Source organism: Furfurilactobacillus sp. W61-4 (assembly GCF_057545565.1).
Genome location: NZ_BAAJNZ010000006.1, coordinates 1 through 15,505, shown reverse-complemented (window position 1 = coordinate 15,505; position 15,505 = coordinate 1). Strand labels below are relative to the sequence as shown.

The window sequence follows — 15,505 nt, the reverse complement described above, 5'->3', positions numbered from 1 at the left end:
CGCAAGTGGGCTGACTTTAAGGCACAACGTTTAAGAAAGTTATTAAGGCACGTGGCTGACTCATGGACTACACAAGCCCTATGCTATAATGACACCCGGTAAGATAAGAGATTAATCAAGGGAGCCTGGCTTTCATGGAATTTGGAGAACTTAACGAAGCAGAATTTATGACATTTGAACAACGCCATCCGCAGGGGACATATTTACAAACGAGTTGGCAAAAACAAGTTCTGTCACAGCGGGGCCGTTCAACTGCCTTTGTGGGTGTTTATGACGATCAGCATCAAGTCGTTGCTGCCGCTTTGGTCAGTTGGCAAAAGCTTCGCATCGGACAGCTATTTGAAATCGAAGGTGGCCCGCTAATGGATTACCGTAATCAAGTTGTTGTCAAAACCTTTACTGATGGCCTACAACGTTTTGCCCATCAGCGTCATGGTCTGATGATTCGCTTCATTCCTAATTTACATCGAAGACAATTCAATGGTGACGGCCAAGTGGTTAACCTTAGCAACGAAGACGTGATTGAATCAATGCAACGACTCGGTTTCACCTATCAACCGATGATTGCCGGATTCTCGACAACTTTAGTTGGTTACGAATTCGCTAAAGATTTAACGGGTCTCACGGCTACATCGTTGGTAAAAAGTTATGAAAAAGATGCCCAATACGGGGTGAAAAAGACACAACAGTTCGGAATTCAATTGCGCGAACTCACCTATGATCAACTCCCACAATTCAAAAAATACACACAAGCTACCGCTGACCGCTTGCACTTTCACGATAAGTCACTGGATTATTATCAACGAACGTTTAAAGCTTATGGCGATCGTGTCAAATTTATCTTCGCAGAGCTCAATTTTGAAACGTACATTGCCAATCAAACGGTTAAGCTCACCGAACTCAAGGAAAAAATTCGCGCCTTGAATGACCAATTGACGCAAAAGCCCAATAATCGACACGTTAAGGCGCAGCTTAATGAGTTTTCTGATCAAGCCCATCAACATGAAAAACGGATTACTGAAGCGCAACAATTGACTGACCAATATGGGCAGATAGCCGTTCTTTCTGGGGCAATGTTCTTTATTCAACCGCAAGAATTGACCTATATGTTTAGCTTCACTAATGAAACATTCAAACAATTCTATGCGCCTTATTTAATCCAAGATCATATGATGCACCTTGCAATCGCCCAACATATCCCGCGCTACAACTTTTTCGGTGTCGCCGGTTTGTTTGATGGGTCAGATGGGGTCCTCGCCTTTAAGCAATCCTTTGGTGGTCTAACGGAAGAACGCTTAGGTACTTTCACGAAGCCTGTGCGCCCGGTTGTCTACCACCTTTATGAAGCCTTGAAAAAGATCACCGGCCGCAATGAGGCCTAGTTTTAATTTGATCCACATAAAAAACGCCATCTAAGGATGACGTTTTTTATGTGGATCAAATTCGCTTCCAGAAGTTATCAAAAATCGTGATCGGCATATGCCGCTTGTGCGCCGTTCTTTGATACCAGGATTCAATCTTCTCTGCTGCCGCCGGATCGATTGTTTGGCCCTCTAGATAATTGTCAATATCTTCATAGGTGACCCCTAAAGCGACTTCATCAGGCAACGCTGGTCGTTTATCTTCCAAATCAGCCGTTGGTGTTTTCAGGTACAAATGTTCAGGCGCACCTAATACTTTCAGCATCGCTTTACCTTGCCGTTTGTCTAAGCGATATAACGGATCGATATCTGTCCCACCATCACCATATTTCGTATAAAAACCAGTAACGGCTTCAGCAGCATGATCAGTGCCAACTACTGCCCCATGTAACTCACCAGCGATCGTATACTGAGCCACCATCCGTTCGCGCGCTTTGATATTACCCTTATTGAAGTCAGAGACGGCCAAGTCATTAGCTTCCACCGCTGCCACCCCTGCATCCACTGCTGGCCGAACGTCCACTCGGAAAACCCGGTCAGCCTGCATAAAACTAATGGCGTCCATCGCATCACTTTCGTCAACCTGTTCGCCATATGGTAACCGGACGGCAACAAACTGATAGGCCTGATCCCCAGTCTCAGTCCGTAATTCAGCAATCGCCATTTGTGATAATTTCCCGGCCAGCGTTGAATCTTGACCACCAGAAATGCCTAAAATCAAGGTCTTCAAAAACGTATGCTTTGTTAAGTAAGCTTTTAAAAAATCAACGCTTTTTCTAATTTCCGTTTCCGCATTAAAATCAGCGCTAACGCCTAGCGCTTTGATAATGGCCGCTTGTTGTGATCTCATCATTATGCCTCCAATGCCTTAATTATCAAACTTTAAGGAGCTCACATAATCGTGCACTTCTTCAATGATATGTTGTTTGTGATCCCATAGTTTTTGTGATAAATCGACCGGATAAATTTGTGGATTTAAATCACGTTTGTATTCATCCCACAACGAGGCCAATTGTTCAGCGGCAAAAGCTTTTGTCTCCGCCAACTCAGGGATTTCATAGACTTGTTGTCCCTGATCAAAAATATCAACCAAGATCGGTCGCGCATTAAAATCAGTCACATCTTTATTGATGTAAGTATAGCTAGGATGAAACATATGCAATTTGTCAGCTTGGTCTGGGCGCTCGTCAGTTAGCGCTACATAGTCACCTTCTGACTTACCATCAGCGCGTTTGGTAATCCGCCAGACTTGCTTTTTCCCGGGAGTGGTCACCTTTTCAGCGTTACTTGATAACTTGATGGTGTCCACCATTTTACCCCGTTCATTTTCAACGGAAACCAATTTGTACACCGCACCCAAGGCCGGTTGATCGAAGGCAGTGATCAACTTTGTGCCGACTCCCCAGACATCGATTTTAGCGCCTTGCATCTTAAGGTTAGTAATTGTCTTCTCATCAAGGTCGTTGGAAGCATAAATCTTTGCATCCGGGAAGCCAGCTTCATCCAATTGTTCGCGAACGCGCTTTGAAATATACGCCATATCCCCTGAATCAATACGCACACCCAAAAAGTTGATTTGATCGCCCATTTCGCGAGCAACTCGAATCGCATTAGGCACACCAGATCGTAACGTGTCATAGGTATCAACTAAGAAAACACAGTCCTTATGGGAACGTGCATAAGCCATAAAGGCATCGTAATCATTACGATATGTTTGTACTAAGCTATGAGCGTGTGTACCGCTCACTGGAATACCAAAAATTTTACCAGCACGCATATTACTCGTGGCATCAAAACCACCGATGTACGCTGCCCGGGTACCCCAAATAGCAGCATCCAACTCTTGCGCGCGTCGGGTGCCAAATTCCAAGATACCATCATGACCGGCAGCGGATCGAATACGAGCCGCTTTCGTCGCAATCAGTGTCTGATAATTAACAATATTGAGCAATGCCGTTTCGACCAACTGACAATCGACTAACGTGCCCTCAACTTGAACAAGCGGTTCATTATTGAAAACAAGGTCACCTTCACGAGCTGCTCGAATCGTGCCGGTGAATTTAAAGTCGCGTAAATAAGCTAAGAACGTTGGCGAGTATTGATTTAAACTCGCTAAATAAGCTAAATCCGTTTCACTAAAGCGCAGTTGATTGATGTAATCAATTAATCGCTCCAAACCCGCGAACACCGCATAACCATTGTGAAAAGGTAAATCACGGAAATATAATTCAAAAACAGCATGACGGTCAGCCACGCCTTCCTCAAAGTAGGTCTGTACCATATTGACTTCATAAGCGTCCGTGTGAAGCGTCAAACTATCATCAGGGTAACGCGTTGCCATTGGAATTACGATCCTTCCCGATTGAATTTTATTTAACCCTCACATTCTACCATATCCCCCTCTGATACGGTGATTTGTGCAATGACATCCATAAAAACTTGCCATAAATCAGCTTGGCGTCATCCAGGCAAAGTAAGGGCCGTAAGCAAAAAGTGATCTGCACGAAAAATTTCGCACAAATCACCACTTGATAAAATGAAAATATAAATAAACTACCGCTCCAGATAGAATTCAAACCGACTGCCAACGTATTGGGTTCTGACATATTCAAACGGCGTCCCATCGTTTAAAAATGAAACCTGGCGCAGCCGTAAAAGTGGCGCATTACGTTTGACATTCAAGTATTCAGCCACGCGTTCACTAGCAGTCATCGCTGACACCGTCTGCTGCGCATGCCCCACTTTTAAGCCAGCTTCGTCTTCCAAGACACGATACAACGAATTGGTCACATCTTCCTTAGAAAATCGTTTAATCAATCGTTCTGGTACCGTCGCAACTTCAAAACAAATCGGTTCATCATTACCAAATCGAATCCGTTCCATGCGCAGAATTTGTTCAGTTGGTGACAATTGCAATTTTTCACTTTCAGACAATGACGGCGCGGTAATGTGGTAAGAGACGGTGCGAGAAGATGGTACCTTACCTGCTTGTTCCATCAATTCAGTGAAGCTGGTCACGCCAGACATCCGTTCTTGCACCTTGCGATTAGCAACGTAGGTTCCGGCGCCAACGCGTCGTTCTAATAATCCCTCTTCAACCAACGTTTGCACAGCTTGCCGAAGGGTCATCCGGCTAACACCAAATTGGATAGCTAACTCCCGTTCTGAGGGAATTTTGTCGCCAACTTGCCATTGCCCGTCTTCGACTGCTTTACGCAAGCGATTATGAATTTGAATGTATATCGGTGAGGCCATCTTATCCATCCCTTACTGTTTTTGAAATTTAATCGTCAAATCGACGTCCATAACTATAAGTCCGTTCCAGTGTCTGCGTTCGATCCATCACGTTAAAGTCCGCGTCTTTGCCTGGAACCAAAGCGCCCTTGGTCGTCAAACCGAATTCTTCGGCCTGGTTGACAGACGACATTTGGACGGCCTCTTCGATCCCACAACCAGTAAAGTATTGAATATTGCGGAATGCATCATCATAACGTAAGACTGAGCCAGCCAGGTTCCCGGTTTCTAATCGCGCCTGTTTATCTTTAACGATGACTTTTTGACCGCCAAGTTCACTAATTCCTTCAGGCATTCCTTTAGCCCGCATGGAATCGGTAACTAAGTCAATCCGTTCTGGGCCTTTCTGTTCATAAGCGAGCTTGATCATATCTGGCACAATGTGGAACCCGTCACAAATTAGTTCACAATACATATTGTCTTCTAACATGGCATGACCAGTGACGCCAGGTTCACGGTGCTTGAATTCACGCTGTGCATTATATAAGTGAGTGACATGAGTGGCTTTAGAAGCTAACATCTGTTCACGAGTGGCATTACTGTGGCCGACTGAGGGAACAATGTTGTGGCTGAGACAGTAAGCTTCAAAGTCACGCGAACCAGGGTCTTCTGGAGCGTACGTGATGAGCCGAACACGATTGCCAGACAGTTTATTCCAATTATCCAATAACTCGATGTTTGGATCAGTGATGTACTGCTCTGGTTGTGCGCCTTTGAAGGTGGCTGAGATAAATGGTCCTTCCAGATGCACCCCTTGGATGACTGGATTCTCTTCAGCAGCGGCTGCGATCCCCTTCATCGCGTGATCTAAGTGTTCCGTAGATTGGGTCATGGTTGTCGGGAATAACGTCGTCACGCCTTCATGAATCATATCGTTGACCATTTCATTAATTTGGTCAGCGTTGCCATCCATTGAATCAAAGCTATAACCACCATGAACGTGCACATCGATAAATCCTGGCACGATCACTTTGCCAGAGACAAATTCAACTTCATCTTCCGGTTCGGCCACGTAGTCACTCATTGGTCCAATCGCCTCGATGGACTTACTAAAGCGAATGTAACCGTCGTCAATCTTTTCTTCACCCGTATAAATAATCGCGTGCTTCAAAACCGTACTCATTGATCTTCCTCCTCATCATTGTGCCACACAGCAAACCACCCTTATGACAGGATGCATTTCACTATGGGTCTAGTCCAAACATTGGATCCGCTTTCTAGTATAGATGGTCTAGACCATTTTGACAATGTTAAGCTTCTTGATCGCGTTCAATCGTGGCATCGATGCCCTTGACTACCGCCGTCATCAACCCGGCTTCCTCCATGGCTAATAAACCGGCAACCGTCGATCCACCCGGCGAAGAAACTTGGTCAATCAAATCAAACGGCGTCCGATCACTATCTAGGACCATTTTGGCTGATCCCTCTGTAACGGCAGCCGCAATTCGCGTCGCTTCAACCTTGGTTAACCCATGTTTCACGCCGGCGCGCGCCAACGCGTCAATGAAGAAATCAATAAACGCCGGTGAACTACCTGCCAAAGCCGAGAAAGTACTAAAATCTGCTTCTGGTAAAACCGACGTACTGCCAATAGCGTCAAACAGACCTTTCGCGTCGGCCAATTTGGCCCCAGTTAGATTATTATTAGCGGCCACGGCAGTCATGCCGGCCCCAATCGCCACGTTCACATTGGGCAATGTTCGCAAAATAGCTAAATCATAACCAGCTATTTCTTCCATTGCTTGCAAACTCAACCCGGCGACAATGGAAATCAACACCTTTTGGTGGCCATTTAATTCATCGCGAATTTCCCTTAATACTGCCTGGGCTGCCCCAGGAACAACAGCTAAGACAACAAAATCGCTGGCGGCCACCACCGCGGCGTTACTATCTGCTTGTTGGATGCCAGTAGCTGCCGCAAACTTTTGATAGTGAGCCGGATGCGGGCTGTGAACTAAGATATCACTAGCGGCCACGGTATCCGTTTTAATTAAACCACTGATAATGGCCTGTGCCATGCCACCAACGCCGATAAAACCAAGCTGCATGAGAAATCATCCCTCCAATATTTAGTGACTTTTGTTAAACCATTATGCTTATTGACCACTTTAAATCAAAACCCGACTATGTCCTTATTTAATAAGAATGTAACTGATATAGACCATTAATGCAACTCGAAGTCATAAATCAATAAAAAACACGCCAGCTGCTGAGCCACAACAAAGAAAATCAGAGCGAAACAAGCTGGTCTAGGCACAAACATCAGGCTTGTGTAACTCGACAAAAGAACTCAGAGCGCAATCAGCCGCTTTGAGCCTGAGCACTAGCAAGTTGGCAGTGATTGGTGGGCTTTACCAATTGCTGGCAACACGCCAGGCGCAAGGCCCAGGCTGACGGAGCTCGACAAAAATTCCAGTGAGTAAGGCTTATTTGTGGTTACTTGTGCTGTATCTTAGTCATTAATTAGCATTGCATGACTTACAAATAAACCGTTGTTTGCCTTGAGTAAAGGTAGAAAAGAAATTGGCCTTCAGTTTTCTTGACTAATCGTTGGTAGCTACCTAATGCACAAGAATTCAGCCGATGTCAGTCATTAATGAGCTTGTTTTTCCAACGCCAATAGTGCTTTTTTCATAGTAAGCCCGCCACGATAGCCACCTAGACCGCCATCTTTTCGCAATACGCGATGACAAGGCGTGACAATGAGCACTGGGTTTTTAGCAATCGCAGTCGCTACTGCCCGAATCGCATCTGGGCGGTCGATATTTTGGGCGATGGTTGTGTAATCACAAGTCATGCCATATGGAATCAGACGGAGCGCAGCCCATACCGCTTGTTGTAAACCGGTCCCAACACCGTCAAAATCAACAGCTAAGTCAAACTCTTTGCGTTTACCGGCAAAGTATTCAGAAAGTTGTTTCAAATATGGCGCCATGATCAACGCGTTTGGCTGCGCCTTTAGCACAGCCTGATAGTCTGGTAAATAACGTTTTGCCTCGTCGATTGAAGCGTTGGGTGAACCCACAAAAACCAATCCCTGCTCTGAGGCTAATAATTGAAACTGATCAGCTCCAACGCTTAAGACAGCTTGATATAGTTGTCGCATCTTCGGCTCCTCCTTATTATTGATGCGCGTCAAACCAGTCTTGAATTGCTTGAATTCGAGCAACTCGCAGGCTAGGTTTACCGATTCTGGATAAATCATGATTTTCGCCAGGGAAACGAACCATTTTCGCCTCAACCCCGTTCAACTTTAGCGAAGTAAACCACTCTTCCCCTTGACCAATGGGACAACGAAAATCTTGCTCACTATGCAAAATTAATGTTGGGGTGTGAACATGATCCACATATTTCAATGGCGAGGCATCCCACAATGGTTTTACACCTGTCACAGCCATTTTCCGTTGCCCAGTTAACTCCCACGGCAAGAAGTAATAACCGATGTCGCTAGTACCAAACATGCTAATCCAATTGGCGATTGAGCGTTGTGTGACCGCTGCTTTAAATCGGTTTGTATGCCCCTCAATCCAATTCGTCATAAACCCACCGTAAGAACCACCGGTGACATACAGGTGTTCTCGATCAATTTTGACGTCACTGGCTAAAACACGATCTACGGCTGCCATTAAATCTTCGTAATCACCTTGACCGTAGTGACCAATCACGCCACGTTGGAAGGCCTCACCGTAAGAAGTTGATCCGCGGGGATTGATGGCAATTACACCATAGCCGTGGCTCGCATAAACCTGCAATTCGTGAAAGAAGGTCTCACCGTAATTAGCCCCAGGCCCGCCATGAATGTATAAAATAGCCGGATATTTTGCCATCGCTGGTGCATCCACTGGAGGCAAGTACCAGCCGTGAACATGAAAGTCGTCGGCGCTGGTGAAATTAACGGTCTGTGGTTTGACCAAGTCATGCTTTTCTTCGTAGGCCGCGTTAGGATTAATTAGGGTCGTTTCTGTCTGTGTGTCCAAATCTAAGGCAACCAATTTTGCCACTTGTGTCCACTGTGATTGCATAAAATACAGCCGGTGTTGTTTGATTCCTGTCGTAAAATCAGTGACGTGCCGTGGTCCGCCAGCCACCACCACTCGATTATCCGGATCATCACCCAACCGACCTAAAACCAGTTGCAACTGCCCAGAGATCAATTGTTGATACACAAATTGTTGATCATCAATAAACATTGCTGCTCGGCCATGCAAATTTTGTTGAGCATCTGTATTCATCACTAAATCACCGACCACGACGTCCGGGTTTGGCGTTAGTTCGGTTAACTGCAGCTGGTCGATCACATACGCATATAAATGTTGTGCAGAAATATTAGGAATTTCATTAGTAGCGCCAGTCAGCAGTAAAACAGTATCGCTTGGATTAAAAGCGACCGGCGCCAGGGTGCCAAGCGAGCTTGGTGACTTGACTGTCCGCAGTTCACCTGTTTCAACGTCCAGGATTTGAGTCACTTGACTAAAATCCCAATCCACATCCGGCTGACCCGCAATGGCAATGGTTAGCAGGCGACCATCATGAGACAAGGGCCCTAATGTGAAGCGCTCCTCACTTGTCCAGAGTTCACTAGCGCTGGCTTGTCCGACAACTTGGCGCTTGATCACGTACCGCTCGTCTTCAGCAAAATACCCCAGATCATTATCCTTATAAATGGTCTTGGTGTAGTTGATCGGTTGGGGAAAACGCGAGTCAGCCGGAACTGGTACAATCCCACTTTGTTTTAACGCGGCCTGATAGTAAATCACCTGCCGCGCTGCATCAAAAACAAATGCCGTTACACCAAAAGGCTCAAACGTCCGTTGAACTGGAGACCCACCAGCCAGGGATTGCGTAAAAACTTGACGCTTTTGGTGATCATCTTCACTCGTAAACAACAATACCGTGTCATCGTCGGCCAGCTGTAGTTGGTTGTCCAAACCGCTGTTGGTGCCCCACGTGGTTGTCGTCTGTGAGTTAAAGTCAAAACGATTAATTGTTGTCGCGTAATCATTTTCACGCTGCCGCATTTGAGTGGTTAGGTAAAAAACGCCGGTATCATTGGCAACCGGCTGTCCCATCGCCACTAATTCAAAAAGATCTGTTATTGCCACTGGTTTTGCCATTGCATGCGCCTCATCATCTATTAAATTGATTGATCACAAACGAACTTAGTTGCCGTTATTATAGGGCTTTTTCAACGCGCCGCCTACTGCATCATCAAAAAATCAGCGTGAAGCTGGCAGTTGACTAGGCACAGGGACCAGGCCAGTATTACTTGTCCACTACAATTTCCGGTGGTCATGCTGCCACTGTTTAATCTCAGCTAATCGCTTGGCAAAACGGGCTTCAGATCCTTGATTAGTCGGCCGATAATAGGTGCGCCCGATTAAATTATCAGGCATTGTTTGCATCGTTGTTAGTTTAGCCTCGGTATCGTGGGCATATTGGTACCCTTCGCCATAGTGCAAATCAGCCATTAGTTTGGTTGGCGCATTGCGAATCTGCAACGGCACAGGTTCTGCTAACGTGTGCAAGGCATCTGCTTTAGCCGCATCGTAAGCCGTGTAAATCGCATTTGATTTTGGCGCAAGTGACAGATAGCTGACTGCATGTGCCAGATTGACACTACACTCCGGCATACCAATTAAATGGCTAGCCTGATAGGCGGCCACAGCTAATTCAAGCGCTCGCGAATCCGCTAGTCCAATATCTTCACTAGCAAAACGAATGAGGCGTCGAGCAACATATAGCGGATCTTCACCGCCCTCTAGCATCCGGGATAACCAGTATAGGGCTGCATCTACATCTGAGTTACGCATCGATTTATGCAACGCTGAGATAATGTTGTAGTGTTCTTCACCATGCTTGTCATACAAAAGCGATTTTTTTGAGACAAGTTGGGCGACATCGTTTTGATCAAGCGTCGTCACTTCACCGACCCGTTGTCCATTTAAAACTGCCATTTCTAACGTATTCAACGCCACCCGAGCATCACCATTAGCGAAATCGGCAATGGCAGCCAAAGTCGTTTCGTCAATGTTAATTTGTTGGTCACCAAAACCACGCTTGTCGTGAAGCGCTTGCTGCAATAATTGAATTAAATCGGCTTGTTTTAGTGGTTGCAAGACAAACACCTTGGTTCGCGATAATAGCGCTGCATTGATCTCAAACGACGGATTCTCCGTGGTCGCCCCGATCAGCGTAATACTTCCTTTCTCGACAAAGGGAAGAAAGGCATCCTGCTGGGCTTTATTAAAGCGGTGGATTTCATCGACAAAAACAACCGTTCGTTCGCCAACCTGTCGATTTGCCTCGGCCTCAGTCATCACATCACGGATTTCTTTGATGCCACTAGTGACCGCACTGAAATTAATGAAGCGGGCCTGCGTCTTTCTAGCAATAATTCGCGCCAGCGTTGTTTTTCCCACGCCTGGCGGTCCCCAAAAAATAAACGAGGACAGCGTGTCTTCATCAATTAGTTGCCGTAATACCTTACCCGGCCCTAACAATTGTGTCTGACCGACGAATTCACTTAAGGTCCGCGGTCGCATCCGACTTGCTAAGGGTTGATTTTCCCCGTTATCCTCAAATAAAGAAGTTTGTTCGGCCATGCGGTTCACCTCCTAGTCAAACATACGTTCGTAGCACTAGTATAACATTTTTTATACTCGTCTCAACCTGCGCGCCGATAACATCTGCCCCTGAATCATTATCAGTCGATACATGCCAGCCACCGAAACTGAACCAAAAAAGGCCTGACTTCCGCAACACTACCGGAAATCAGGTCTTCATTTGATTAAACTGGGATAGCTGGATTCGAACCAGCGCATGACGGAGTCAAAGTCCGTTGCCTTACCACTTGGCTATATCCCAATGAATGGCGGAAGTTGGATTCGAACCAACGAACCTTTCGGGGCGGTTTTACAGACCGCTGCGTTTAGCCACTTCGCTATTCCGCCAATTAACAACCCGTTTATTTTACCGAATCTTTTCGATAAATTCAAGGCCGTTATTCACGTTAATGACAGGATTCGTAACCGTGTGAGCCATTCGCTCATAAAGTCCGCATGGTCCCATTCCATAATTCGATGGGTGTTGTAGCCCACCGCCTGGTCAAAATACGTGACCCCGTCTAATAATCTTGGCGCTGGCTTAATGTGTAAGTGGCCAAACTGTGCAAAATCCACCCCACCTTTGCTCAATACCTCTCCTAATCGCTGACTTCCCATCATCGCATTGGCCATATTCCAAAAACGATTGTCATTGGTCACATGAATGTACTCACGGCGTGGTACAAAATGAGTGACATAAAAAATTCGTTTGTGCGCAACGTTGGCTGCTAATAATTGGGTGGCCGTTTGATCAAGGACCACCTGTTCACGTTCTGGATCACTCATCGGTTGCTGGATCGTCCCGTCAAACCAATAAGCTCGTTTCCATTGGGCAAAGTCATCTTCACTGCGTTCATTGAACAGTTGAGCCGCAAACGTGTAATCGTACCAGCCATTATTGCCGATAATTCGCCAATTCGTGTTGGGAATGTCCACAAATTGATTGTGTAAGTAATGCGCATTGACCCGTGTTTCTAACTCTGCATAGGTGACCCCGGCCGCCATATCGTGATTCCCAGCCAAATAGTACACTTCGGTTTGCCGGCCTAGCTCATGTTGTAAGGCGTCAACGTAAGCAGTGGTTTTAGTGAAATCATTAAACGTATCACCAGCGATGATGTAATAATCCACCTGGCGATCAGTCAGAGCTTGAGCCTGCTTCTTCAACAGTTCTTGAGCATCTAATCGATTGACATCAAAATGATTGTCGCTAGTTATTGCCACCTTGGCCATGATAATCACCTCCTCTGAAACAAAAAAATGCCTTCAGGATTATCTGAAGACATCTTAGCATATCCTAATTAGTTCGCGGCAATTTCAACATCTTTCATCAGACCAAAGATCGGTTTTCTGAAGATAAACAAGACAATTCCGAAGACGACACTAACCGCGCCAATAGCAAGGAAATATGGTACTTCTGTTGATGAACTGTAAAATTGAACAATCTGAGCGTTAACCGCTTGTCCAGCTGCATCAGCTAAGAACCACATACTCATCATTTGCGATCGGAAAGCATTTGGAGCCAGCCGCGTCGTTACAGATAACCCAATCGGTGAAATGAGCAATTCGGCAATTTCAACGATTGCCCAGCTCCCAACAAGCCAAAGCAAGGATACTCGACCAGAAGTTCCACCGATTAAACCAGGTAGCGCCATAAACAGGTATGAAAGACCAGCAATCATTAAACCGTAGGCAAACTTAGTCGTCGTACTTGGCTGCCGTTTACCCAACCGTGTCCATAAGATGGCAAAGAACGGGGTATAGATCATGATAAACATCGGGTTTAACGACTGGAAGTAGGCGGCTGGCATCGTCCAACCCCCGATGGTCAAGTTGGTCCGCTGTTGAGCAAACAAAGCGAGCACGACAGAGCCCTGTTCTTCAATAGCCCAAAAGAGCATGGCGGCAATAAATAACGGAATGTATGCGACAACGTGACGACGCTCATTATGGGTCACTTTACGACTCGATAACATGACAATAAAGTAAACCACCGGCGTAGCAATTGCGACGATACTGATGAGTAAAATAATATTCTTTAGATTAAAGGCATCCATCAAGGCCATTAAGACGAGCACTAAAATCAAAGCAACAATCCCCAGTCCCCACCGAACCACTAGTGGCCGAATGTCACTACGTTCGATTGGATCAGATGGATAAAGACCATCTTTGCTGAGGTATTTACGCCCATCCAGCCAATACTGGAGTAGGCCGAAGAACATCCCAATCGCAGCTAATGAGAAACCAAGATGGAAGTTAACTTTCTCCCCTAGGGTACCAACGATGTAAGGCGCAAAGAGACTCCCCATGTTGATCCCGAAGACGAAAATGTTAAAACCGGCATCCCGGCGACGATCTTCAGTGCTATATAACGCACCAACCATTTCAGAGACATTTGGCTTCAATAACCCGGTCCCAACCACGATCAAGCCGATGGAAGCAAATAATGCTGACGCACCAGCTGGAATGGCTAACGCAATGTGCCCAAACATAATCAGCACACCACCCATAAAGACCGTCCGCCGTGGCCCAAAGACCCGGTCACTCAAAAAACCGCCGAGGACACTGGATAAATAGACCAGCGATCCATAAATCGCCATAATCGAGCTGGCTGTTGCCTGGCTGAAGCCAAGACCACCCTTATCGATCGCAAAATACATATAGAACAGCAGAATGGCTCGCATTCCGTAATAACTAAACCGTTCCCACATTTCAGTAAAGAACAGCGTTGCCAATCCACGGGGTTGGCCAAAAAATGCTGTATCCGTGCTTTTAGTTTCCAAAAGAATCCTCCTAATTGATCCCCAATGATAGCCAACGGCCACAACTTTCGGGAATTCTTGTTAAAATACATATTCAATTAAATGTCCGTTTTAAAAAAAACGATAAAATAATTATAGCCGTTATAAATGGCGATAGTCAAACTTTCTTTTAATTTATTCGCCATTTTTCATCGAACAATTCTAATGTTATAACAATTTCATCACTTTTTTGATAATCACAGCTTGGGTCACTTTCCACATTACCGCTGATCGAACTTCCAACCGTGGCAATCCGAGGCTTATATATTAGATAAATAAAAAACCACATCTAAGTGTGGTTAAAAGAAGTTAAATTTAATGCCGGATAGGTGACTCGAACACCTGACCCTCGGTTTACGATACCGATGCTCTACCAACTGAGCTAATCCGGCAGGACTAATTGGCATATCTGATAGTATAGCGGACTTGACCGTTTGCTTCAAGTCCCTTTCACAATCAAGATGGCGTCAAATTTTAGTGGGTTAGTAGATTAGGCTAAAACTTTAGCAGTGTTGATCACTGTCGACTAACATGAACTTCACGGGCATTCAGCTGGAACGCCGTGGACCTGCTGACCGATGCCCGCGGCGTCTAGGTTGGTCTACTTTTCGGTTAACTCACTTATCTTTCAAAGTTGTGCGTGATCCCTTCTTGCCAGGATCGACGACGTTCTTAAATCTAGATCGACTTTCCCGTTGCCGTGTTTCAGCTAATTGACGAGCGACTAATCTAAGCTTCCTCTTATGAAGCTTCCGTTGGACTTTCAAGTCAAGGAATATCTAACTTACAAAATGAAGTGATTATTGTGGTAATAGTTTGTTGTTCCGTAGATGGCAAGCGTGTTTCCTCTAAATGAATTAAAGCATCCGACTGGGAGCAGGTCGAGATCTTGCCGAAGCCCAATTTTGTCGCTAATCATCGTTCTTTTAGGTGACATGGTGACATCAGTACCACGAAGGCCTCAAGGGGGTTAAGAAGCCCGAGGGGCTAAGTACTAGCCGAGACTTAGCAGTTAACAGTCTTGACCAATTTTTGTAGTGCGACGATATTTGGAGTTGATAGGATAACTTACCCAGTATAATTCTAGAAATCAGACTCCTACCATCATTTTTACACCGGACGCCGTTATTAAGAACGTTCCGAACACTCGGGCCCTGGTTGCTAGGTGGAGCTGAAGAGAAGACGCAGCCTACACGCCATCCCGTCTGTGGGTGCTTAACTTAAAACAAGCTAGTTAGGTATGGGTAAGGCTAGGCGCAAAACTGGATAACGGTACAAAAAAATCGTCAATCCGCAGATTGACGATTCATATGCATGGCGACGGCCTACCCTCGCAGGGAGCGATCCCCCAACTACTCTTGGCGCGACGAAGCTTAACTTCCGTGTT

Annotated in this window: 11 protein-coding genes and 3 tRNA genes; 1 reads left to right on the top strand and 13 read right to left on the bottom strand. The window is 45.8% G+C overall.

Annotated features, from left to right (window positions below):
- Positions 1 to 134: 134 nt before the first annotated feature.
- On the top strand, positions 135 to 1,382 hold the full coding sequence (locus AC27FN_RS08155) for an aminoacyltransferase (RefSeq protein ID WP_487167511.1): 1,248 nt from the start codon (positions 135 to 137) through the stop codon (positions 1,380 to 1,382).
- Between the two features lie 55 nt (positions 1,383 to 1,437).
- Here AC27FN_RS08155 and nadE read toward each other — a convergent pair whose 3' ends face one another.
- The 13 genes from nadE to AC27FN_RS08090 all read right to left on the bottom strand — a co-directional run bounded on the left by nadE (position 1,438) and on the right by AC27FN_RS08090 (position 14,510).
- Positions 1,438 to 2,271 carry an ammonia-dependent NAD(+) synthetase gene (gene nadE / locus AC27FN_RS08150; protein ID WP_487167510.1) on the bottom strand — a complete coding sequence of 278 codons (834 nt, stop codon included), beginning with the start codon at positions 2,269 to 2,271 and terminating at the stop codon, positions 1,438 to 1,440.
- An 18-nt stretch (positions 2,272 to 2,289) separates the two neighbouring features.
- Positions 2,290 to 3,762: a nicotinate phosphoribosyltransferase gene (locus tag AC27FN_RS08145; protein ID WP_487167509.1), complete on the bottom strand. Its 1,473-nt coding sequence runs from the start codon at positions 3,760 to 3,762 to the stop codon at positions 2,290 to 2,292.
- Between the two features lie 212 nt (positions 3,763 to 3,974).
- The gene (locus AC27FN_RS08140) at positions 3,975 to 4,676 is read right to left on the bottom strand and encodes a GntR family transcriptional regulator (protein ID WP_487167508.1); all 702 of its coding nucleotides are present in this window, start codon (positions 4,674 to 4,676) and stop codon (positions 3,975 to 3,977) included.
- A gap of 28 nt (positions 4,677 to 4,704) precedes the next feature.
- Positions 4,705 to 5,838 carry an N-acetylglucosamine-6-phosphate deacetylase gene (nagA, locus tag AC27FN_RS08135; protein ID WP_487167507.1) on the bottom strand — a complete coding sequence of 378 codons (1,134 nt, stop codon included), beginning with the start codon at positions 5,836 to 5,838 and terminating at the stop codon, positions 4,705 to 4,707.
- A 127-nt stretch (positions 5,839 to 5,965) separates the two neighbouring features.
- A complete protein-coding gene (gene proC / locus AC27FN_RS08130; protein WP_487167506.1) occupies positions 5,966 to 6,763 on the bottom strand; it encodes a pyrroline-5-carboxylate reductase in 798 nt (265 codons plus the stop codon).
- Between the two features lie 545 nt (positions 6,764 to 7,308).
- Entirely contained in the window at positions 7,309 to 7,821 is a 513-nt protein-coding gene (locus tag AC27FN_RS08125; protein WP_487167505.1) for a methylated-DNA--[protein]-cysteine S-methyltransferase, read from the bottom strand.
- Positions 7,822 to 7,837: 16 nt separating this feature from the next.
- On the bottom strand, positions 7,838 to 9,829 hold the full coding sequence (locus AC27FN_RS08120; protein ID WP_487167504.1) for an alpha/beta hydrolase family protein: 1,992 nt from the start codon (positions 9,827 to 9,829) through the stop codon (positions 7,838 to 7,840).
- Between the two features lie 159 nt (positions 9,830 to 9,988).
- Positions 9,989 to 11,317 carry a replication-associated recombination protein A gene (locus tag AC27FN_RS08115; RefSeq protein ID WP_487167503.1) on the bottom strand — a complete coding sequence of 443 codons (1,329 nt, stop codon included), beginning with the start codon at positions 11,315 to 11,317 and terminating at the stop codon, positions 9,989 to 9,991.
- A gap of 190 nt (positions 11,318 to 11,507) precedes the next feature.
- A tRNA-Gln gene (locus AC27FN_RS08110) sits at positions 11,508 to 11,579 on the bottom strand.
- A gap of 5 nt (positions 11,580 to 11,584) precedes the next feature.
- Positions 11,585 to 11,665: transfer RNA gene (locus AC27FN_RS08105), tRNA-Tyr, on the bottom strand.
- A gap of 54 nt (positions 11,666 to 11,719) precedes the next feature.
- Complete coding sequence (locus AC27FN_RS08100) at positions 11,720 to 12,550, bottom strand: metallophosphoesterase (protein WP_487167502.1); 831 nt, start codon at positions 12,548 to 12,550, stop codon at positions 11,720 to 11,722.
- Positions 12,551 to 12,618: 68 nt separating this feature from the next.
- Positions 12,619 to 14,100 carry a peptide MFS transporter gene (locus AC27FN_RS08095; RefSeq protein WP_487167501.1) on the bottom strand — a complete coding sequence of 494 codons (1,482 nt, stop codon included), beginning with the start codon at positions 14,098 to 14,100 and terminating at the stop codon, positions 12,619 to 12,621.
- Positions 14,101 to 14,437: 337 nt separating this feature from the next.
- A tRNA-Thr gene (locus AC27FN_RS08090) sits at positions 14,438 to 14,510 on the bottom strand.
- Between the last annotated feature and the right edge of the window lie 995 nt (positions 14,511 to 15,505).

What these genes read in the sequence shown, in the direction of transcription:
- nadE (WP_487167510.1), bottom strand. Translation starts at nt 2,271, where the DNA reads ATGAGATCACAACAAGCGGCCATTATCAAAGCGCTAGGCGTTAGCGCT.
- AC27FN_RS08140 (WP_487167508.1), bottom strand. Translation starts at nt 4,676, where the DNA reads ATGGCCTCACCGATATACATTCAAATTCATAATCGCTTGCGTAAAGCA.
- AC27FN_RS08115 (WP_487167503.1), bottom strand. Translation starts at nt 11,317, where the DNA reads ATGGCCGAACAAACTTCTTTATTTGAGGATAACGGGGAAAATCAACCC.
- AC27FN_RS08100 (WP_487167502.1), bottom strand. Translation starts at nt 12,550, where the DNA reads ATGGCCAAGGTGGCAATAACTAGCGACAATCATTTTGATGTCAATCGA.
- nagA (WP_487167507.1), bottom strand. Translation starts at nt 5,838, where the DNA reads ATGAGTACGGTTTTGAAGCACGCGATTATTTATACGGGTGAAGAAAAG.
- AC27FN_RS08125 (WP_487167505.1), bottom strand. Translation starts at nt 7,821, where the DNA reads ATGCGACAACTATATCAAGCTGTCTTAAGCGTTGGAGCTGATCAGTTT.
- AC27FN_RS08120 (WP_487167504.1), bottom strand. Translation starts at nt 9,829, where the DNA reads ATGGCAAAACCAGTGGCAATAACAGATCTTTTTGAATTAGTGGCGATG.
- proC (WP_487167506.1), bottom strand. Translation starts at nt 6,763, where the DNA reads ATGCAGCTTGGTTTTATCGGCGTTGGTGGCATGGCACAGGCCATTATC.
- AC27FN_RS08155 (WP_487167511.1), top strand. Translation starts at nt 135, where the DNA reads ATGGAATTTGGAGAACTTAACGAAGCAGAATTTATGACATTTGAACAA.
- AC27FN_RS08145 (WP_487167509.1), bottom strand. Translation starts at nt 3,762, where the DNA reads ATGGCAACGCGTTACCCTGATGATAGTTTGACGCTTCACACGGACGCT.